This is a genomic window from Paenibacillus sp. LC231 (genome assembly GCF_001860525.1).
Classification (GTDB): domain Bacteria; phylum Bacillota; class Bacilli; order Paenibacillales; family Paenibacillaceae; genus Paenibacillus_AQ.
The window spans coordinates 26,535-48,100 of record NZ_JFOM01000049.1 but is presented as its reverse complement, the minus strand read 5'-3'; the positions used below and the strand labels follow the sequence as shown (position 1 = coordinate 48,100).

Here is a 21,566-nt window from a genome sequence, read left to right as displayed (position 1 = left end):
TGTGCTCCTGCAGGAGGGAACTTAATCCTCGTCTCCTTCGGGAAACGTCAGCTCATCATAGAGCTCTGACACATTCTCCCATTCCTCGTCGTCGTCAATGGTTGCCAGCTGCAATCCGCCGTCCTCGCCCTTGACGATACGTAGCACCTCGTACTCCTCATCGGTTCGATCCGGCTGAACCAGAATGGCATACCCTTGACCATCCACTTCAAATTCGGCGGCAATATCATAAACCTCGATATGGCCTTTATCGTCCTCAAGCTCGACACTCTCACCGAATGCTTCCTTAAGTACTTGGGTCCATACGATATTCTCAACCGAAAAATCAGACATCATTCGTCTCTCCCGTCCAGCTCTTCCACGAGCGTATTGAAGGTTTCTTCAACAATGGCCCATTCTTCATCGTCTTCAATCATAAACAATTTCAAGTCGTCTCCGTCTTCCTCATAACGGAAGGCGTAGACCTCGTCTGTCTCTTCGTCGGCAGACTCCCTTGGTACGACCATCATATATTTAGCATCCGAGCCATCCACTTCGAATTTCATGATGACTTCGAATTCTTCCTCGTTGCCTTCATCGTCGGGAATATAAATAATTTCCGGTTCTTCTTCCATACCAATATGCTCATTAGCCATTGTAATCACCCTCACCTTTACCTTTTAGAATCCAAGTAGTTTTGCAAAATCAAGCTTGCCGCCATTTTATCTACAACCTGTTTTCGCTTCTTTCGGCTGACATCGGCTTCAAGCAATGTCCTTTCAGCGGATACTGTTGATAGCCGTTCATCCCAAAGGTGAACGGGTAAGGATAGGGACTCTCGCAATGTGCTTGCGAATTCCATGCAGATTTCGCCCCGCGGACCAATCGTGCCGTTCATATTTTTAGGCAAGCCGACCACGATTTCACCGACCTCGTTATCTTTAACGAGTGCGGCAATTCTGTCCAGTTCGGCTTCATCACGGCGGCGCTCGATAACTTCAACCCCTTGGGCCGTCCATCCGAACGCGTCGCTTATGGCAACACCGATTCTGCGGTCCCCGTAATCCAATCCCATGATCTTCTTCATCCCTGTGTGCTCCTAACGGTGACTGGCTAAATAGAACCGGACCAGTTCTTCAATCAATTCATCTCGCTCTTTTTTCCGGATCAAACTTCTGGCATTATTGTGCCGAGGTATATAAGCGGGATCCCCGGACAAAAGATACCCTACGATTTGGTTAATCGGATTGTACTCCTTCTCTACCAGCGAATCGTATACCGAAAGTAGAATGTCCTGGGCGGAAGCCTCCTTTTCATCACCTTTTACATTGAACTTGACAGTCTTATCCATGGAGTCCATGTGTGACACACCTCGCTTCTTCAAAGAACATGTTTACCATGCTTCGTCGAATAAATATTTACCAGCTTGATCTAGTTATATCATAACATAATCCTAAGTCTCTACGGAAATCGAAAGCGAAATATTTAGAGAGTGTTCCAAAAAATTCGGGATTGTGTACAGCAAAACGTTGGATCCCGCTTACGATTGCTTGCTGTACACAATCTGGACAAATCTGTTACACGCCCCGGGCTATGAGATCCTCGGCGTGCTGCAGCGCCTGGGTCAGTTTGGAACCGTCCTTGCCGCCGGCTTGCGCCATATCCGGACGGCCTCCGCCGCCTCCACCGCATATTGAAGCCACTTCTTTAACGAGCTTGCCGGCATGATAGCCCTGCTTCACCAGATCCTGCGGAACGGCTACGACGAAATTCACCTTGTCGCCTGCTTTGGAGCCGAGCACGAGGATCGTCTCCGGCAGCTTGCCCTTCAATTCGTCAGCAATGCCGCGGAGTCCATCCATGCTGCCAGCCTGCACTTCAGCTGCAAGCAGCGACGTGTTTCCGACCTGCTTCACTTTATCGGTCAACTGGCTAGCCTCAATCGCTCCGAGTTTGCCTTGCAGGGACTCGTTCTCCCGGGCAAGATCCTTCACCTGCTGGTTCAGGCCTTCAATCCGCTTTGGCACGTCCGCAAGATTGCTCTTCAACAAACCTGCGGCTTGCTTGAGCAGGTCCATTTGGCCTTCCAGATGCTCATAAGCGTAACGTCCCGTTACGGCTTCAATCCGGCGAACGCCGGAGCCGATGCCGCTCTCGCCAAGCAGCTTGAAGATTCCGATCTGGGAGGTGTTGCCTACATGGCATCCGCCGCACAGCTCGATGCTGTAATCTCCGACCTGAACGACACGGACGATATCTCCGTATTTCTCTCCGAACAACGCCATGGCGCCCATCGCCTTCGCTTCATCAATGGCCTTGCGCTCGATAACAACCGGAATGCTCTTCCATACCTGTTCATTCACGCGGCGCTCAATATCGGCCAGCTCCTCAGGCGTAATGCTGCCGAAGTGGGAGAAGTCGAAGCGCAGACGCTGCGGTTCAACAAGGGAACCTGCCTGATTGACATGATCGCCCAGCACTTCCTTCAACGCTTTATGCAAAAGGTGTGTAGCGGTATGGTTCTTGACGATATCATTGCGCATAGCGGAGTCCACCTGCGCTTTGACCGTATCGCCCACTTTAAGCTCGCCGAGCTCTACGGTTACGAAATGCACATGCTGTCCATGCGGAGCCTTGAAGAGACCTTCCACTCTGGCACGAACGGATCCGCCTTCTATCATCCCCTGGTCGCTGACCTGACCGCCGCTTTCGGCATAGAACGGGGTAACGTCCAGAATGACCTGACAGGTCTCGCCTTCACTGACGCTGTCTGCGAAGCTGTCACCTGAAACAATGGCGAGCACTTTCGCCTCGCTGACGGTGTCATTATATCCAACAAATTCACTTTTAACCGTATAATCGGAAAGAACGCCGCCTTGAACCTTCATGCTTTCCGTTTCATGACGGGCCGCACGCGCACGGTCACGCTGTTCCTTCATCGCAGCATCAAAGCCTTCACGGTCCACGGTCAATCCGTGTTCGGACGCATAATCCTCCGTTAAATCAAACGGGAAGCCATACGTATCGTACAATTTGAACGCGTCGCTGCCGCTGATGACCGATTTGCCCTGCTTCTTCGCATCGGCGCTAACGTCAGCCAGGATGTTCAAGCCGTCGGAGAGCGTTTTGTGGAACTGTTCTTCTTCCGTTGCGATGACCTTCTCGATAAAGGCGCGCTTCTCAACGACCTCTGGGTAGTATACGCCCATAATATCACCTACGGTTCCGGTCAAAGTATACATGAATGGTTTGTCCAGCCCGAGCACCTTTCCGTATCGAACCGCACGGCGGAGCAAACGACGGATGACATAACCGCGTCCTTCGTTGGAAGGCAGAACGCCATCGCCTACTGCGAATGCAACCGTACGGATATGGTCTGCAATGACCTTCAGCGCGATATCGTACTCCGTCTTCTCATTGTATTTAACGCCGACTAGCTCTGCCGTCTTCTGAATGATCGGCTGGAACAGGTCGGTATCGAAGTTGGACGCTACGTTTTGCAGGATGGAAGCAAAGCGCTCAAGTCCCGCACCCGTATCAATGTTCTTGTTCGGAAGCGGTGTATAGCTGCCGTCCTTGTTGTGATTGAACTGGGAGAATACGAGATTCCATACTTCGAGCCAGCGTTCATTCTCACCGCCAGGGAACATTTCGGATTCCGGAGCATCCGTGTCGTATCCTTCGCCGCGATCATAGAAAATCTCGGTACAAGGTCCGCAAGGTCCTTCGCCGATATCCCAGAAGTTATCCTGCAGCTTAATGATGCGTTCCTTCGGAAGTCCGATTTTTTCGTTCCACAATTTGAAGGCTTCCTCGTCTTCCGGATAGACGGTAACGGACAGCTTCTCCGGATCGAAGCCGATCCATTTCTTGTCCGTCAGGAACTCCCAAGCCCAGGTGATAACCTCTTCCTTAAAATAATCCCCAATGGAGAAGTTGCCCAACATTTCGAAGAATGTATGGTGACGACGGGTTTTGCCGACATTCTCAATATCATTGGTCCGAATACATTTCTGCGAGTTCGCAATTCGCGGATTTTCCGGCTTCACGCGCCCGTCAAAATAAGGCTTGAGCGGAGCCATGCCTGCATTAATCCAGAGCAGGGACGGGTCATTGTGCGGAACAAGCGATGCACTTGGCTCGATATTGTGGCCTTTCTCTGCAAAAAACTCTAGCCATTTGGAACGGATTTCACTAGCTTTCATCTCTACACTTCCTCCAGTCATAATATGGCGCCCGGATCACTTGGTTCCGAACACAAAAAACGCCCCTGAATTAAATTCAGGGACGATGTTCTCGCGGTACCACCCTGGTTATCGTCCATTCATCCTCCAGCAGGGTCCTCCTGGAATCACATATGTGACGATCGCCTCGTAACGGCTGGATAACGGGGGCCACCCGGTGAATTTGAATCACACTCAAAAATTAGCATTCGGCTTAGGTTCGCTTCCAGGTTCTCGCAGCCAGCCGGAAATTCTCCGGGCAGGAACCTGTTCTCTGGGCAAGGTACGCAAAGCCTACTTGATTTTCTCATCGTTTTGTTCGTTTATAGGTTTATCATTTCAAGTATATATAGGGCGAAACTATCTGTCAATGCATGAACATTGCCGCTACAAGACTGGAGTCTTCAGCCGGATTTCCTTCTGACATAATAAGCGAAAAAATGCTGCAGCAGCACTTTGATGACGGCAAAGACGGGAACAGCCAAAATCAAGCCCACGGTTCCTGCGATCTGACCGCCGACAAGGAGCGCAAAAATGATCAGGAGCGGATGCATATGCAGCTTTTTCCCCACCACTTGGGGCGAAATGATGTTGCTCTCCAGCGTCTGGCAGATCATATTAACGGCCACCACCAGCAGCACCATCTTCCAGGATATCGTGGACGCCATCACAAGCGCAGGCGCCGCCCCGAGAAAAGGGCCCAAATACGGAATGATGTTAAACACCGCCACGATGCTTGCCAGCAGCAATGCGTACGGCATACCAACGATCATATAGCCTACATAAGCCAGCACGCCGATGATTAAGCATACCAGGAATTGTCCGCGGACATAGTTTCCAAGAGCCGTGTCGATTTCCTTAAGCAGCGTAACAATCGACTTCCGGCGGCTCCGCGGCAGATAGGATACCGCGGTTCGCTGGAACACCTCAAAATCTTTTAATATGTAAAAGATCAAGAATGGAACAATTAACACGTTAAACAGGATATTAATCGTGTTGCCGATATTGTCCATGAAATCCGAGATCCCTCCGGCCAGCCTCGATTCCATCTGCAAGAACCAGCTGTTGACGCCTGTCCTTACTCCCGGAGGCAGCAGCCTGCTGTCCAGATTGGTCATCAAGCTTTGGGCGTTCATCGTTAATTCAGGCAAGTGCTCGTTGAGCTCCTCCAGCTGCCGAATCAGCATCGGAATCATGTTCATCAGAATGACGGCAAGGGACGTGAGAAAGACGGCATAAATGAGCAGCACCGCCATGCTCCGCGGAACTTTGCGGTCAGAGAGCATGCATACAACCGGATTGAGCACATAAGATATGATCATGGCAACCAGAAATGGCGCCAGGACAGCTTTGAGAAATCGATAGACATCCAGAAACAGCGGACGCAGCAGCCAGACAAAGTAAAGAGAGATGAGTCCGAGCATTAACCATACCAACAATCGAAACCATTTGTTCTCGGTCAACTGTTCCACACAGGCACCCTCCTTTTTCGAAAGCTACCCTGTAGTATATGTACAAGCATACAGAAATAAACTAACATTTCCGCCGGACAAAGTGAAAAAGACTCCTGCTTCGTCAGCCGTACAGGCCTTCAGCAAGGAGTCGTTATCTTACAATATGTACGCGTTCTTTAGGAAGACGCGTGCATAGGAGGGAAATCCGGCTGCATTTCATCACCGAAGAACAAATCATCCAGCGAGCTGAGCGTGCCATCCTCTTCTACCTGGTATACGGACATTTTCTCTCCGTTGACTGTCAATTCGATAAAGCAACCCCAGCAATAAAACTGGTGGGAGCCGATTTTCCCGATATCTTTGGAACTACAGTTTGGACATTTCATCCTACCTCACCCTATCCGTTCACAGAATTAATGGCTTTTTCCAGACGCTGTTCGCTCATCGGGGGTACCATAACGGCACTTTCGCCGATAGCCATTTCCGCTGTGCAAGGCAGCCATTTGCGACCTTCGATCAAATCCGAGACAAATCCATCGGATATTTCCAACCCTAGTATTGTATTGCCCTGTTCCTGCTCAAAATAAACATCCGATATACGCCCGAGCAGGATACCATCCTCTGTCAAGACCTGCATCTCTTTCAGTTTGCGCTTGCCCAAAAGGTACGTAAGCGGTATATCATTGGCGCCCAGCTTGCGGACAGCCTCTTGGCTCCGGATCATGACGGCATCTTCCCCGTATGCTACGATATCTTCCCATGAGACGCTTTTCACATGCGAGGAAAACAAAGCCTTGCCTTCCAGCTCCAACCCGGTAATCAACCAATTCTCATCTAGTATAAAATCGTGGATTTTGCCGATTTCCTTACCGTTCTCCACGTCGAATACAGCCAGTCCAATCATTTCTTGAAGTTTCATATACAGTGGACACCTCCTCATCCTTCATGGTTTGAAATCAGCCGCCGGTCAAAATTTCGTTAGCCTGACGGGCCATTTCCAAGGATGAAATGGACGAACGCATACCCCCTATTCCCTAGAAGGAGAAATCCCTTAACATCTATTTACGTAACCGATTAAGGATGGTTCCAATTTTTTGGGCTGTGTACTCCATTTCTTGTGTAGTATTACCCAAACCGAAACTAAAACGAATCGCGGAGCGCAAAACAGGATCAGAAAGTTTCATTGCTTGGAGTACATGGGATATTTCCAGAGATCCCGACGTACAAGCCGAGCCGCTTGCCGCCGCAATTCCTTCCATATCGAGGTTCATCAGCATCGTCTCCGTGTTGGCACCGGGAAAGCTGATATTTAGGATGTGAGGTAGGTAATGTTCCGAATTTCCGTTGATCACAAAAGCATCCTCGCCAATCTCCTGACGAAGCCCTTCAAGCAGCGTCGATCTCAGCTCGCGATAATGCCGGATACGCACCTCCATATTATGAACGGTCCATTCCACTGCTGCTGTAAAACCGGCAATTCCAGCCATATTCTCTGTTCCGGCGCGACGCTTCTTCTCCTGCAGCCCTCCGAACAGACGTGGAGATACGCTGAGACCTCTGCGGACAACCAATGCTCCGACACCCTGGGGTCCGTTGATTTTGTGGGCGGAAAAACTCCACATATCCACAGGAAGCTCACGGCAGTTGATCGTTTCCGATCCCAAGGCCTGAACCGCATCGGTATGGAACACGATGCCCCGGCTCCGGCAGAGCTCGCCGATTTCGATGATCGGCTGAACGGTGCCTACTTCATTGTTGCCATACATAATGGTGACAAGCACTGTGTTGTCCTGAATCGCGCCCGCAATGTCCTCCACAGAGACACGCCCAGTAGAGTCGACGGGGACATAGGTGACCTCACAGCCCCGCCGTTCCAGCTCATGGCATGTATGAAGCACCGCATGGTGTTCAATCGCCGACGTAATCACATGCTTGCCCTTCACACCAAGCGACTCCAGCAATCCAAGTATAGCCAGATTATCGCTCTCGGTTCCGCCTGCGGTGAACACCAGCTCGTCCGATTGGCATCCTAAAAGGGACGCAATTCGATCACGCGCCCCATTCACGATCTTCTTCGCTTCCCGTCCAAAAGCATGAACGCTTGAAGCATTGCCGTATTGGCTTGTCATCACCTTCATCATCCGCTCGGCAACCTCCGGATGAACCGGGGTTGATGCGGCATGGTCCAAATATACTGATCTCATATCGTCACCCTTAAATATAGAACATATAGTTGTCTGCAGCAGACTGTTCCTGATAGTTGATCAGATAATCCAGCGTCGTGGAATCCAGCACTTCAGCAATGCTGTCGCGGATACGGAGCCACAGATCCCGCTTCGCCGGATCGTCCTCTTCCGTGAAATCCACAGGAGATATCGGTCCTTCCAGTACGCGGATGACGTCCCCGGCCGTTATGGATGCCGGATCACGGGACAGGATATAGCCTCCGTATGCGCCGCGGATGCTTTTGACCAGCCCTGCATTCCGCAGCGGTGCGATCAGCTGCTCAAGATAATGTTCCGACAGCTGGTTCTTCTCGGCAATGCTCTTCAGCGAAGTCGGCCCTTCACCAAACCTGGCGGCCAGCTCCATCATAATGGTTAATCCGTATCTTCCTTTTGTTGATATCTTCAAAGGTGACACCTCTTTCGGTAATTGTATATTATGTCCATCCTGTAATGAGTTGTAGGTGGCGGGTGAGCGATAAATACGGCGTAATCTACGTGTGAAGCAGCTTATCCTGTATTTTTCTCCGTATTCCGATCATTACCCTCAGCTTATGGTAACATATCCTGAACCTCAATGGGTAATATTCCAGCTGGAAAGATTGAAAAATGTTCACCCTGAGTGGACAAAATGAAACGTGTGAACCTTGTTCCAATATGTTAAAATACCTCCATGGGCACAATTCAATATGAAAATGGTGATAACGATGTCAAAAGAAAAACATAACACTCGTATCGTTGTCGGCATGTCGGGAGGAGTCGACTCCTCCGTAACAGCGCTCCTGCTCAAACAGCAGGGCTATGAAGTGATCGGCATCTTTATGAAAAACTGGGATGATACCGATGAGCTTGGCTACTGCACAGCTGAAGCGGACGCTGAAGACGTGCGCCGCGTGTGCGAGCAGCTCGACATTCCCTACTATACCGTCAATTTCGAGAAGGAATACTTCGATAAAGTATTTACCTATTTCCTCGATGAATATAAAGCTGGGAGAACGCCGAACCCCGATGTCATGTGCAACCGTGAAATCAAATTCGGCGAATTTCTGAACAAGGCAATGGATCTGGGAGCCGACTATGTCGCTACCGGCCATTACGCCCGCGTCATCGAAGAAGACGGACAGTACCGGCTGCTGCGCGGCGTCGACAGCAACAAGGATCAAACCTACTTCCTCAATGCGCTGAGCCAAGAGCAGCTCTCCAAGGCGATGTTCCCGATCGGGCATCTGCCGAAACCGGAAGTTCGCCGACTCGCCGAAGAAGCCGGGCTGTATACCGCCAAGAAAAAAGACAGCACCGGCGTTTGTTTCATCGGCGAACGGAATTTCAAAGAATTTCTTGGACAATACCTCCCCGCCCAATCCGGCGATATGGTGGACATTGTCACCGGTGAGGTGAAAGGCCGCCATGATGGCCTGATGTACTACACGCTGGGACAACGCCAAGGTCTCGGAATCGGCGGCTCAGGCTCCGGAGAGCCTTGGTTTGTTGCCGACAAGGATTTGACTAACAATATTTTGTACGTTGTTCAAGGCGATCATCCGTGTTTGTATTCAACCGGACTCGTTGCCTCCGGAATGAACTGGATTGCAGGACAAGACGCTATGCCCAAAGACGCCTACACCTGCACCGCGAAATTCCGCTACCGTCAGCCGGACCAGGAAGTAACGATAACGCCGCGCGAAGACGGAACCGTTCATGTCGCGTTTGCGAAGCCCCAAAAAGCAATCACGCCGGGCCAAGCCGTTGTCTTCTACCAAGGGGACGAATGCCTTGGCGGCGGAACGATCGAAACGGCGGATAAAGTTCCTTATTAATCCGCTGGCTTAAACGAAAGAGCACACACTTCACACGGAAGATTCCGTAAAGTGTGTGCTCTTTTTTACGTGTTAGCGAAGAACATATTCTACCGTTTCTCCGCGTTCCAGGCTGGCGGATACGTCAATGAAACGCTGATTCGAGCTGCCTCGGAAGGGAAGCGCGACATCCCTTAGCTCCAACTGGAATTTGCCATCCACGATAACGTCGCACTGTTTTGCCAATTCGCGCAGCTTCGGCTGCCTCATCAGCGCTTCAAAGGTGAAGCCCGTGTAGGCCCATATGCTTTTCCCGGGACAGAGGGTTCTGAGCTTGCGAACAAGTGCCGCGCATTCCTCCGGCGAGAAGAACGGGTCCCCACCGCATAAGGTCACGCCATCCAGCAAAGGGTTGTCGACGATGTCCTGCAGTATGGACGCGGACAATTCTTCTGTAAACGGCTCCCCCGCTTCAAAGTCCCAGGAATCCGTATTAAAGCATCCAGCGCAGGCATGACGGCAGCCGCTCACGAATAGAACTGCCCGAAGTCCTGGGCCTTCATTAATGCTCTCGGGGATATATCCGCACACATTCACAGATGCTTCACCCGATCCCTGACTTCAGCCTGCTTGGCCGAATTGAAGCGCTCCGTATAATTGCCCGTTAGGTATCCCGTCACCCTCCGCAGCCGCTGGAAGTTCCCATTGTCTTCCGTAGCGCCGCATCCAGGGCAAGAGCTTCCGATGATCCCTTCGTAGTTGCATGCAAGGCAGCGGTCGACGGGATGGTTTACGGAGAAATATCCAATGTTCTGCTGCAGGGCAAACTGCACGATGTCCCGAAAAGCAGCCGTATTCTGCCGGGCATTGCCGTCGAGCTCCACATAAGAAATCGCTCCTGCATTACACAGCTCATGGAAAGGAGCTTCGGAACGGATTTTGCGGTACGCGGCCATCGGATAGTACACCGGAACATGAAACGAGTTCGTATAATACTCACGGTCTGTCACACCCTCGATCACACCGAAGGTTTGCCGGTCAAGCTTCGTGAATTTTCCGGACAGCCCTTCTGCCGGCGTGGCAAACAACGTAATGTTCAGGTCGTATTTTTCACTGGCCGCATCGCAGAATCGGCGCATATGTCGGATGATTTCGATTCCCAGCCTGCGGCTGTTCTCATCCTCTCCGTGATGCAGTCCGGTCAATGCCTTCAGGCATTCTGCAAGCCCAATGAATCCAAGTGCGAGAGTGCCATGCTTAATCAGTTCGCGTACCTTGTCCACCGGCGCCAGGTCTTCGCCGCCTTCCCACACGCCTTCGCGCATCATAAAATCGGACGCTTTGGCCGGTTGGTCCGCCTGCAGCTCGTAGCGGTGAATCAAACCCTCTACCGCAATCGTCATATACTGATCCAACTGCTCGTAGAAGAGGCTCAGGTCGGGCATATCCCGCTTGCCTTCGACGATGCCATGCTCGATGCCGAGACGAACCAGATTGATCGTATTGAAGGACAAATTGCCTTTTCCGCTCAGGCGGTTTCGCCCGAACCGGTCTGAAATCGTCCGTGTCCTGCAGCCCATGGTGGCAATAATCGTGTCTGGCTCGTCCGGCTTATAGTAGACCAGATTAAACGACGCATCCACGTTGACAAAGTTCGGGTAGAGCCTGCGGCTTGAGCAGTCAACGGCTTTCAGGAACAGATCGTAATTGGGCTCCCCTTCCGCCTGGTTAACCCCTTGCTTGCACTGGAATATATGCTGCGGAAATATCGGCGTCTCTCCCCCACCGAGCCCTCTCATCGTGGCATCCAGCAGAGCGTGGGACACCAGCCTTCCTTCCGTTGACGTGCACATGCCATAGTTCAGCGATGTGAAAGGGATCTGTCCCCCCGCCCGGCTGCTCATCGTGTTCAGATTGTGAATCAGGGATTCCGCGGCCTGCTTTACTTCATTCACCGTTTCGTTATATGCGCAGTGATATATTCGCGGGAACATGTCCTTCAACTGCTCGTTGTCTATGTATAATTCGTTATCGGAAAGAATTTGTACATTGCGTCTATGCTCGCCCTGCTCCACCTCTCCGAAGTAGGCAAGCCCTTTCCGAAAATGCCGGCGAAACGATTTGCCGACATACGGGGCCAGATCCCAATCGATTTTATTTCCGGACACGCCGCCGAATTGACTGTTCTGCTGAGATTGAAATATGATGGCCACCAGCGCCATCGCGGTCATGATGCTCTGCGGCGGCCTGACCGATCCGTTACCGGTATTGAATCCCTTGGCCAATAGACGGTCAAACGGGATGAAAATACAGTTCGTCGTACCGAGTGCATACTGGTCCAGGTCGTGCACGTACACATAACCATCCCTGACCGCTCTCATGAGCTCTCCGGGCAGGATAAATTTGCTTGCCATCCATTTGGCATACTCGGAGCCGATCCGACTCATTTTTCCACTGAAGGATTCCCCGTTGAGATTCGCATTCTCCCGCAGCAGATCCAGATTCGTTACCCCAATCACATCCCTGCTGATCTTGTAGAGCTCTCCCCGCCGCATTCGCTCCAGATCACGGGCTTCCCTGTAATGTTGGTAGGCTGCCGCTGCCTCAGCATAACCTGTGCTTTCCAATTGTTCAACAACGATATCTTGAATTTCCTCCACACTCACCTGCTCCATCCCCGCGGTGGCGCGGGCAACCTCCTCGCCAAGCTGCAGGGAAGCCTCCTTGCGGGACACACCCTCAACAGCTATAAAAGCTTTATCCACTGCCTTCACAATCCGGCTTATCTCAAAATTCACCAGGCATCCGTCTCTCTTCATGACTTTCATGAAACGATCAACTCCTTCTTCTCAGATCATTCACACACTATATATAGTTTCGTTTAATCAATTTACATCCATATATAGTTTAATGCTGTGAGATAGATCACGTCTGCTGATCCTATGAAGCGTATGAGCGATTCCTGATAACGTCCTTAAAGGACATGAATCCCAACAGAAAAAAGGCACTCGAGTGATCCACTGATCACATCGGGTACCTTCTTGTTTAACCACAGTAGAATTAACTTTCGGCAGGCGGCATCGGGGTTGGTGTCGGCTTAGCATAACCTGTGCTGTATTTCTCGTCGATTGCGGTCCGAATATCCGTCAGGCTTTTGCCCTCGCTGCTCATTTTGGCAGATTCCACGGCAATGTCCAGGCATACCCCGCAGCGGGTGCCATGATCATCCCACACCACGGTGCCGTCCTCCTGGATCTCATCAATAAAACAGTTCAGGTTGCTCTCATGACCGGCGCTGTCCCCACAGCCGCAATAACAAGGGATGTATTTCAGGACATCACTGACCTGCGCGGACAAGGCATAGATCGTTTGGAGCTCGCTGGTCTGGCTCTTCAAAAAGGCAGGCAGCTCATCAATCGAAGCCGTCGCCTCCTGGATATCCCCGTTGGACAGCTGCGTCTGATGTCCATGCTCATGCGCTGCCTCGGTTGCCTGTCCACTTTCGACCTGCTCCTGGGCGCTTTTCCCCGAACAGCCGCTCAGCATAAGACCGACGGACAGCAGCAGGATGACAAACCGTTGTTTCCCTGTTTTCATCTTTCGTTTCCTCCATTTAACTAAACTAGCAGCCGTAGATCCCATTATCGCAGTAAGGCCCTATTCTTCGCGTCGTAATCGCTGGTTGTGAGCGATCTTGGCTTCGTTCCCCTGCTCCGTCGCCTGATAGAACACCCTGCGGGAGAGCTCCTTCGGCAAATATTCCTGCTTCACGTAATGGCCCGGATAATCATGCGGGTACTTATAGCCGACATGCCCCAGCTTCACCGCCCCCGAATAATGCGCATCACGCAGATGAAGCGGGACCTCCGCCGATTTTACTTCATCCATGGCGGACATCGCCCGTGATATGGCGGTCACAACGCCATCGGATTTTGGACTTTCCACCGCAAACAGGATAGCCTGGGCGATATTAAGCTTGGCTTCCGGCCAGCCGTTATTCCGGTAGGCGTCCAGTGCGCTTACCGCCTGCACCATCGCTTGCGGATTAGCCAGCCCGATATCCTCGCTGCTGGCAGCAATCAAGCGGCGGATGAACACCATCGGGTCCATCCCCAGCTTTTCGACCGCATACAAGAACCAGAACAATGCCGCATCGCTGGAACCCCGAATGCTTTTATGAAAGGCGGACAGCACGTCATACTGCGTGGACTCGTCCGCCTTAACGAGCGGCTTGCGTATCGATTCCTCGGCCACATCCAGCGTAATATGGACCGTACCGCCTGCATCAGGCGGGGTCGTCATCGCAGCGAGCTCAAGCGCATTCAATGCACGCCGGATGTCGCCGTTCGCCATCGTTGCAATATGCTCCAAAGCTTCCTCATCTGCCTGAAGCTCCATGAATCCAAGACCTTTATCCGGATCGGATAGCGCGCGCTGCATCGCGATCAAGGAATGGTTCTTATTCAGGGGCTCAAGCTGGAACAAGGTTGAACGGCTCATCAAGGCCCCATTTACATAATGAAAGGGGTTCTCTGTCGTCGCGCCGATAAATATAATCGTGCCATTCTCCACAGCAGGCAGCAGCGCGTCCTGTCTTGAGCTGTTAAAGCGGTGGACCTCATCCAGAAACAGGATCGTTTTGGTGCCGTACAGACTGCGGTTGCTCTGGGCTTGCTCAATGACCTCCCTGACGTCCTTAACCGAGGCCTCCACGGCATTCAGCCGAACAAAGTACCCCTTCGTTTGCTGTGAGATAATATGCGCAAGCGTTGTTTTGCCGCATCCCGGCGGGCCGTACAATAAAATGGAAGAGACTTGGTCTGCCTCTATGGCCCGTCTGAGCAGTTTGCCCGGACCGATAATATGTTCTTGTCCTATATATTCATCCAGCGACGAAGGGCGCATCCGATCGGCCAGCAGCCGGGAATCCCGGTCCCCTTCACGCCCGATACTGAATAAATCCATTGCTACACTTCCTTGTCTGATATCAATGTAAAGATAAGCCGGTTTCAATCAAATCCGTCACACTCTATCATACCATATTCAATTTCGCCATGCCTGTAGAAACCCTATGACATCCACTCTAGTGAAGGGAGGTTTTTGAATTGAAACGAAAACCTATGCGAAAAATGACCCTCTTCATCATCTTGGCAGCGGCACTTTCCATCCTCATCGTTTGGACCTTGATCCGGTATATCGAGAATCTGGGCTCTTCCTACCAAATGCTTGGTTAAGCAAAAAGCAGAACAAAAAGTCCCGCAGAGAAAGCACATGCAGACATGTGCCACCCCACGGGACATCTTCCCATTTTTCCACTTCACACTGAACATTACAACGTTAGTAACACAATTTCAACTTACTCCACGGGCCAGCCGCTGGCAGTAATTTCTGAGGTCTCCGTCCTGATATAAGTTGGCAGCTGCTCACCATGCAGCAGCCACAGCTCATGCAGCGCCCGCGTACATCCCACGTACATCAGCTTGGCATCCCAAGCTTTTTCCGCGTAATGCGCCCGATCTGCATCCGCCACCACAACCGCATCGAACTCAAGCCCCTTGGACAAATAAACAGGAAGCACGGAATAACCGCCCTGATACGTTCCTTTGCTGCCATCGATCAGATTCAGCATCGGCCATGCAGTAATGAATTGCTCATGCAGCTCTTGCGCTTCTCGCAAGGTTCGAGTGAGTATAGCGACCGTCCGATATTCCTTAGCGATGAGTGCCTCCATCGCCCGTTCCAAATCTCTCGTTCTGGATTTCGCCGAATCATAAGGAATCAGGCGAACGGTATCGCCGCTCCGGAATACCGGAACGGCAAGCAGATCACTGCTGACACCCTTCTCCAAAATGCCGTTCGCAAATTCGATGATCTCCATCGTGGAGCGATAACTGCGCGTCAAGGCAAAATAGGCTGTTTCCTCTTCCTTAAACAGGGAGCTCATCTCTTCCCACGCATGAACGCCGCGATAGGCATGAATGCCCTGCGACAAATCACCTAATATGGTGAAGGAATGTCCTCTGACGAACAGGTCCAGCACAGCCACCTGAAATGGCGAGAAATCCTGTGCCTCATCAATAACGATATGGTCAAAACGCTGCTCTCCGGTAATATCATTCAATAAACAGTGGAAATACAGCAAGGCAGGCAAATCCTCTTCGCGGACCACATTCTTCTTCAGATCTTTACGCGTTGCGGCGAGCACCTCGGACGGAATCAGAGCGGATAGCTCTTCAAACCACGATCCGGTTGCCTTAACCGCCCCAAACAATTGTTTATATAATGAGACCGGCTCAAATTTCGGCCATCGGTTCCCATAAGCCTTTTCTCGTTGAGCCGCTTTTTTCTTCCGTTCTTTCATCACGGCCGCTGATGGCGATTTCTTCAGCTCCATCTCGACCCAGCGGTGCAGCCTGGCCAGCAGCCGTTCCTTCCGTTTGGCCAGCGGATACGGTTTATATTCCTGGTAGAACCATTCCGCGATCGTCTCCTGTTTCAGTACAGCCCCATCCCATGGAGAGAAGTCCCCGTCTGGAAGAGCCTCCGCTTCGATGGATTCCACGCAGCGCCGGATGATCTCCATCAGTCTCAATGAGCCTTTGTAGCGGCCGCTGACATTATCGTCAATATCCGGGGTACCCTGACCTGGCTCTGTCTCGAACCATTGATGAAGCGTCTGTGCATGATCATCCGAAGCGAGCTGAATATCGAGCAGCTCCGCTGCCCAATCGCCAAACGTGCGCTGCTGTATATCGCCGACTCCGAGCTCAGGCAGCACGTCGGATATGTAATCCAGAAACATCAGGTTGGGTGCGAATATGATCATTTTCTCCGCGGTTACCTGCTCCTTGTACTGATAGAGCAAATATGCCAGCCGATGCAGCGCCACCGTCGTTTTTCCGCTTCCCGCCACCCCTTGGATGATAAGTGCGGTATTTTTGGCAGCACGGATGATTTTGTCCTGCTCGGCCTGAATCGTGGATACGATATCCCGCAGCCGGTTATCCTTGTTCTCCCCGAGACGGTAAACCAAAAACTCATCGGATACCGCAGGTCCGCCGCTTTCCCGATTGTACGTATCCGATACCCGTTCCAAAATTTGCTTTCGGATCACGACATTGCGTTTTAAATACACTAGCCCCTCGATGATTCCTTCGGGTGCTTCGAACGAAGCCGGGTCGGTACCGCCGGTAAACGAATAAAAAAGACTCGCGACTGGAGCTCGCCAATCAATCACCATCGGGTGATCCCCGGCATCTTCCTTATCGAAGCCGATCTTCCCGATGTAGAGCGGTTTCTTCGCTCCCGTTCCGCTCTCCTGAAAATCCAGCCTCCCGAAGTAAGGCTCCGGCAAACTTTTGGCGAGGGCCTGCCGTTTCTCTTCCCGCCCCGCTTCGAGCACCTGCTCCGTAAAATCATGACCCGTGTATACCGGAATCCCGCGCAAACGTTCAAGCTGACGGTCAATTTCAACGATAACCTCGTTTAGCCTTGACTCTTCTTCTTGATAGGCACTTTGAAAAGATTCTGACACTTTCAGTTACCTCCTAAGAAACATATTTTTTTTCGCATCGAAGTCTGGCTTTAAAGGCCGTGACACAAAAAGGAGTTTCATTGTAGCACAACTTGCCCGGATATACTAGCAATGCTCTGTCATAGGAATTTTTGTTTGGGTTTGTTGTCCTGATCTCTTTCGTCCACGGCAGAAAAAAACGCAGCGTCCTTTGGCTGGACGCTGCGTTTGGTTAACCAAACTCAATTTTGCCGAAAGGCTGTTCTTACTCCCTGCCTTCCGTTTATCTATCATTTTCTCGAGCCGAGTTTAGTTTTGTCCGGACGCCTCGTTATAACGAGATGCCGCCTTTTTCGAGCAGTTCTTTCACCGTTACGCTCACCATAATCAGTCCGGCCACAGGCGGAACGAATGCATTGCTTGCCGGAGGCTGCTTCGCTTTCCGGATTTCAGGAGCATTCTCGGGTACAATCTTCTCCGTAACGTCCTGGCGGGGCTTCATCGGCTCCTCTAGTGAGAAAACAACCTTGACCCCTTTCTTGATGCCGTCTTTGCGCAGCTTGGTGCGTACAATACGGGCAATCGGATCCATGGACGTTTTGGAGATGTCAGCTACCTGGAACTTCGTGGGGTCCATTTTGTTGGCTGCCCCCATGCTGGAGATGATCGGAATACCGCGCCGCAGGCATTCCTTGATCAGATGAACTTTATAAATAATCGTATCCGACGCATCAATCACATAATCCAGATCGAATTTAAACAACTCTTCATACGTTTCTTCGGTGTAGAACATGTTCAGAGCGATCGCTTCACATTCCGGATTGATCAATTTGACCCGATCAACCATCAGGTCCGCTTTCTTCTGGCCTACCGTGGTCGTTAACGCATGAATCTGCCGATTGATGTTGGTGATATCCACCACATCTTTATCGATCAGAATGATACGGCCAACCCCGGTACGGGCGAGGGCCTCCACCGCAATGGACCCCACGCCGCCGATACCAAGCACCGCCACCGTGCTGTTCTTCATGATCTCAAGGCCCTCAGGGCCTATGGCTAATTCCGTACGGGAAAATTGATGCAGCATAATTCAAGCAACCTCCTTTATCAAGAACAACGGACTTATTTCTCGTCGCCCGGCTTCTTGGCGAGTTTGATATGCAGCTGCTCCAGTTGTCCTCCGTCCACCTGGGAAGGAGCATCCATCAACAGATCCGTTGCGCTTGCCGTTTTCGGGAACGCAATCGTTTCACGCAGGTTGGTGCGTCCGGCAAGCAGCATCACCAAACGGTCCAACCCGAAGGCGATTCCGCCGTGTGGAGGAGTGCCGTACTCAAAGGCGTCCATGAGATATCCGAATTTGTCGTGCGCCACTTCCGGCGACATACCAAGCGCCGCAAACATTTTCTCTTGGATCTCGCGTTTGAAAATCCGCATGGAACCGCCGCCTACTTCATATCCATTCAGCACGATGTCATAAGCTTCCGCGCGTACAGCAAGCGGATCCGTATCCATCAATTCCAGATCTTCGTCTTTTGGACGGGTGAACGGATGATGCTCGGCCACGTAGCGCTTCGCCTCTTCATCATAGCTGAACAGCGGGAAGTCCAGCACCCAAGCAAACTTGTACTCGTTGTCGTTGATCAGGCCAAGCTGACGTCCAATTTTCAAGCGGAGCGCGCCAAGCACGTCGGCAACCACTTTTTTATTGTCTGCGGAGAACAGCAGCAAGTCGCCGTCTTCGGCTCCTGTGCGTTCTCTTACCGCTTCAATTTCCTGCTCGCTGAAGAATTTCACGATCGGCCCCTTGAACTCGCCTTCCTTCACTTGAATCCAAGCAAGACCCTTCGCTCCGTAACGGGCTGCATATGGCCCCAGATCGTCAATCTCCTTACGTGTCCAAGTCCCGCAGCCTTTAGCGTTCAAGCACTTCACTTCGCCGCCTTTTTCAATAACGGAAGAGAATACTTTGACGCCGCTGCTTGCAACGATATCGTTCATTTCGATCAATTCCATACCGAATCGGAGATCCGGCTTATCGGAGCCGTATTTGCCCATCGCATCAGCATAACTGATACGCTGGAATGGCGTTGCAAGTTCAACGCCGATGGTTTCCTTGAACAACTTCACCATCAGCAGCTCCATCATGTTCAGCAGGTCGTCGCGTTCCATGAAGGACGTCTCGATGTCGACCTGGGTAAATTCCGGCTGACGGTCAGCACGCAAGTCCTCGTCACGGAAGCAGCGTGCAATTTGGTAGTAGCGTTCAAGCCCGCTCACCATAAGGAGCTGCTTATAAATTTGTGGAGATTGCGGAAGCGCAAAGAATTCACCTGCGTGTACGCGGCTCGGTACGAGATAGTCGCGTGCGCCTTCCGGGGAGCTCTTGGTCAGAATTGGTGTCTCCACGTCCACGAAGCCCTCGTCATCGAGGAAGTCGCGGAATACTTTCGACGCTTTGGAGCGCAGCATCAGCGTTTTTTGCATCTCTGGACGACGAAGGTCCAGATAGCGATACTTCAAACGAAGCTGCTCATCCACTTCCACGCCGTCTTCGATAAAGAACGGAGGCGTTTTGGCTGCATTCAACACTTCAATGCTTGTCACTTGAACTTCGATTTCGCCAGTAGGCAGATTCGGGTTGAACGTTTCAGGATCGCGCTTTACGACTTTACCGGATACAGCCACCACGAATTCGCTGCGGACCTTATCGGCAACAGCCAAAGCTTCGCCTGAGAAATCCGGGTTAAATACGATTTGCATGATGCCGCTCCGATCGCGAAGATCGATGAACAGAACGCCGCCCAAGTCGCGGCGGGTTTGTACCCAGCCGTTCAGTGTTACAGTTTCTCCAATGTTCGCGGTTGTCAGATGACCGCATTGATGCGTCCTTTTCATCGTTTATCATTCCCCTTTACTATAATTAAGTCGCTTCATGCGACGATTAAACCAATTCTTGAACCAGAGCGTCCAATCTAACCGTACGCTGCTCGCCGGTCTCCATCGACTTCAGTGCAATCTCTCCGCGCGCCAGTTCATCTTCACCCAAAATGGCGGTATAACGGGCTTGCAAACGGTCGGCGGACTTCATCTGGGCTTTCATTTTTCGGCCAAGGTAATCGCGTTCGGCAGCTACGCCCTTGCTTCGCAGTTCGTAGATCAATTTGGCCACTTCCTGCTCAGCGGTTTCACCCAGCGCAACCAGATAGACATCCAGCGGCTTGGCTGCCGACAGATTGACCCCTTGGTGCTCCAGAATCAATTGGATTCGCTCAAGACCAATCCCGAACCCGATGCCAGGCTGATCCGGTCCACCGATCTGATCGACCAGTCCGTTGAACCGCCCTCCGCCGCCTACCGTATCAATCGCGCCGATGCCCTGGGCCTTGAATTCAAATGCGGTATGCGTATAATAGTCCAATCCCCGAACCAGTCTTGGATTGATTTCATACTCGATGCCCATCGCATCCAGGTACCCTTTCACTTTCTCAAAGTGCGTGCTGCATTCCTCATCCAGGCTGTCCAGAATCGAAGGCGCCCCATCGAACTTCCCTTGGTCCTTCTTGCAGTCCAACACGCGCAGCGGGTTGCGTTCCATGCGAGACTGGCAATCCGAGCATAAGTTCTCTTTCATCGGTTCCAGGAAAGCAAGCAGCGCACTGCGGTAAGCCGCCCGTACCTCAGGCGTCCCTACAGAGTTAATCTCTGCTTTTACCCCGTTCAGCCCAAGCTCCTTATAGAAACTGTATCCCAGCGCAATCACCTCGGCATCGATAGCCGGATCTGCCGTGCCGAACACCTCGACGCCGAACTGATGGAACTGACGGTAACGTCCCGCCTGTGGTCGCTCGTAGCGGAACATGGGACCCATGTAGTACAGTTTCGTGACGTCAGGCTCTCCATACAGCTTGTTTTGCACATATGCCCGCACGACGCCTGCCGTTCCTTCCGGACGTAGGGTCATGCTGCGATCCCCTTTATCCTTGAACGTATACATTTCCTTCTCTACGATGTCGGTGGTTTCGCCCACCCCGCGTTCGAACAACTCGGTCTGCTCAAAGATCGGTGTGCGAATTTCGCGGTAGTTGTATCTCCGGCACAAATCGCGTGCCTTCTCCTCGATAAACTGCCATTTCTCGACGGCACCTGGCAGGATGTCCTGCGTGCCTGTCGGTTTCTCGAATTTCTCGTTTGCCATCTTCATCCCTCCACGTCCTATGACATCTTCACCCTTGGAACATGTCTTGCCTTGATCTGATTCACTTCTTGAAACTAACTATGAAAAAACTCCTGGGGAGTCATTTCGCAACAAGCCGTGAAAACTAAAAAATCTCCCGCCCCGCTGTCCTAAGACAACAGGGACGAGAGATCGTTAT

At 51.7% G+C, this 21,566-nt stretch carries 20 protein-coding genes; 2 read left to right on the top strand and 18 right to left on the bottom strand.

The features are described 5' to 3' along the window. Positions 1 to 21: 21 nt before the first annotated feature. From AK95_RS25805 to cymR, 10 genes are all read right to left on the bottom strand, one after another. A complete protein-coding gene (locus tag AK95_RS25805; RefSeq protein WP_071222780.1) occupies positions 22 to 336 on the bottom strand; it encodes a DUF1292 domain-containing protein in 315 nt (104 codons plus the stop codon). Then, on the bottom strand, positions 333 to 635 hold the full coding sequence (locus AK95_RS25800; RefSeq protein ID WP_071222779.1) for a DUF1292 domain-containing protein: 303 nt from the start codon (positions 633 to 635) through the stop codon (positions 333 to 335). The genes AK95_RS25805 and AK95_RS25800 overlap by 4 nt, the downstream gene beginning before the upstream one ends. A gap of 17 nt (positions 636 to 652) precedes the next feature. Then, positions 653 to 1,066 (bottom strand): Holliday junction resolvase RuvX, encoded by a 414-nt coding sequence (ruvX, locus tag AK95_RS25795; protein WP_071222778.1) that lies wholly within the window; start codon positions 1,064 to 1,066, stop codon positions 653 to 655. 12 nt (positions 1,067 to 1,078) lie between these two features. After that, the gene (locus AK95_RS25790; RefSeq protein WP_006208869.1) at positions 1,079 to 1,339 is read right to left on the bottom strand and encodes an IreB family regulatory phosphoprotein; all 261 of its coding nucleotides are present in this window, start codon (positions 1,337 to 1,339) and stop codon (positions 1,079 to 1,081) included. A gap of 217 nt (positions 1,340 to 1,556) precedes the next feature. After that, positions 1,557 to 4,184 carry an alanine--tRNA ligase gene (gene alaS / locus AK95_RS25785; protein ID WP_071222777.1) on the bottom strand — a complete coding sequence of 876 codons (2,628 nt, stop codon included), beginning with the start codon at positions 4,182 to 4,184 and terminating at the stop codon, positions 1,557 to 1,559. A 422-nt stretch (positions 4,185 to 4,606) separates the two neighbouring features. After that, a complete protein-coding gene (locus AK95_RS25780; protein ID WP_071222776.1) occupies positions 4,607 to 5,674 on the bottom strand; it encodes an AI-2E family transporter in 1,068 nt (355 codons plus the stop codon). A gap of 158 nt (positions 5,675 to 5,832) precedes the next feature. Further along, positions 5,833 to 6,042, bottom strand: coding sequence for a hypothetical protein (locus AK95_RS25775; RefSeq protein ID WP_071222775.1), 210 nt, complete (start codon positions 6,040 to 6,042; stop codon positions 5,833 to 5,835). 11 nt (positions 6,043 to 6,053) lie between these two features. Beyond that, positions 6,054 to 6,575 carry a PRC-barrel domain-containing protein gene (locus AK95_RS25770; protein WP_071222774.1) on the bottom strand — a complete coding sequence of 174 codons (522 nt, stop codon included), beginning with the start codon at positions 6,573 to 6,575 and terminating at the stop codon, positions 6,054 to 6,056. 139 nt (positions 6,576 to 6,714) lie between these two features. After that, positions 6,715 to 7,860 carry a cysteine desulfurase family protein gene (locus tag AK95_RS25765; RefSeq protein ID WP_071222773.1) on the bottom strand — a complete coding sequence of 382 codons (1,146 nt, stop codon included), beginning with the start codon at positions 7,858 to 7,860 and terminating at the stop codon, positions 6,715 to 6,717. A 10-nt stretch (positions 7,861 to 7,870) separates the two neighbouring features. After that, positions 7,871 to 8,290, bottom strand: a complete 420-nt coding sequence (gene cymR, locus AK95_RS25760; RefSeq protein WP_071222772.1) for a cysteine metabolism transcriptional regulator CymR — start codon at positions 8,288 to 8,290, stop codon at positions 7,871 to 7,873. 298 nt (positions 8,291 to 8,588) lie between these two features. On the opposite strand from cymR, the gene mnmA reads away from it, so the two are divergent. Continuing rightward, complete coding sequence (gene mnmA / locus AK95_RS25755; RefSeq protein ID WP_162487654.1) at positions 8,589 to 9,698, top strand: tRNA 2-thiouridine(34) synthase MnmA; 1,110 nt, start codon at positions 8,589 to 8,591, stop codon at positions 9,696 to 9,698. 72 nt (positions 9,699 to 9,770) lie between these two features. Here the strand turns inward: mnmA and nrdG are convergent, their stop codons facing one another. The 4 genes from nrdG to AK95_RS25735 all read right to left on the bottom strand — a co-directional run bounded on the left by nrdG (position 9,771) and on the right by AK95_RS25735 (position 14,642). Continuing rightward, positions 9,771 to 10,274: an anaerobic ribonucleoside-triphosphate reductase activating protein gene (gene nrdG, locus AK95_RS25750; RefSeq protein WP_071222771.1), complete on the bottom strand. Its 504-nt coding sequence runs from the start codon at positions 10,272 to 10,274 to the stop codon at positions 9,771 to 9,773. Beyond that, positions 10,271 to 12,505, bottom strand: a complete 2,235-nt coding sequence (locus AK95_RS25745) for an anaerobic ribonucleoside triphosphate reductase (RefSeq protein WP_074961952.1) — start codon at positions 12,503 to 12,505, stop codon at positions 10,271 to 10,273. Before AK95_RS25745 ends, nrdG begins: the two co-directional genes overlap by 4 nt. Before the next feature lie 232 nt (positions 12,506 to 12,737). Next, positions 12,738 to 13,274, bottom strand: a complete 537-nt coding sequence (locus AK95_RS25740) for a PCYCGC domain-containing protein (protein WP_071222770.1) — start codon at positions 13,272 to 13,274, stop codon at positions 12,738 to 12,740. A 60-nt stretch (positions 13,275 to 13,334) separates the two neighbouring features. After that, positions 13,335 to 14,642 (bottom strand): replication-associated recombination protein A, encoded by a 1,308-nt coding sequence (locus AK95_RS25735; RefSeq protein ID WP_071222769.1) that lies wholly within the window; start codon positions 14,640 to 14,642, stop codon positions 13,335 to 13,337. A 140-nt stretch (positions 14,643 to 14,782) separates the two neighbouring features. Between AK95_RS25735 and AK95_RS35190 the strand changes: the two genes are divergently transcribed. Next, the gene (locus AK95_RS35190) at positions 14,783 to 14,911 is read left to right on the top strand and encodes a hypothetical protein (RefSeq protein WP_259445409.1); all 129 of its coding nucleotides are present in this window, start codon (positions 14,783 to 14,785) and stop codon (positions 14,909 to 14,911) included. 122 nt (positions 14,912 to 15,033) lie between these two features. Here AK95_RS35190 and AK95_RS25730 read toward each other — a convergent pair whose 3' ends face one another. From AK95_RS25730 to hisS, 4 genes are all read right to left on the bottom strand, one after another. Next, positions 15,034 to 17,211, bottom strand: a complete 2,178-nt coding sequence (locus tag AK95_RS25730) for a HelD family protein (protein ID WP_071222768.1) — start codon at positions 17,209 to 17,211, stop codon at positions 15,034 to 15,036. Positions 17,212 to 17,521: 310 nt separating this feature from the next. Next, complete coding sequence (locus AK95_RS25725) at positions 17,522 to 18,277, bottom strand: tRNA threonylcarbamoyladenosine dehydratase (RefSeq protein WP_071222767.1); 756 nt, start codon at positions 18,275 to 18,277, stop codon at positions 17,522 to 17,524. A 35-nt stretch (positions 18,278 to 18,312) separates the two neighbouring features. Beyond that, complete coding sequence (gene aspS / locus AK95_RS25720) at positions 18,313 to 20,088, bottom strand: aspartate--tRNA ligase (RefSeq protein ID WP_071222766.1); 1,776 nt, start codon at positions 20,086 to 20,088, stop codon at positions 18,313 to 18,315. A 46-nt stretch (positions 20,089 to 20,134) separates the two neighbouring features. Continuing rightward, a complete protein-coding gene (hisS, locus tag AK95_RS25715) occupies positions 20,135 to 21,388 on the bottom strand; it encodes a histidine--tRNA ligase (protein WP_071222765.1) in 1,254 nt (417 codons plus the stop codon). Positions 21,389 to 21,566: the final 178 nt, after the last annotated feature.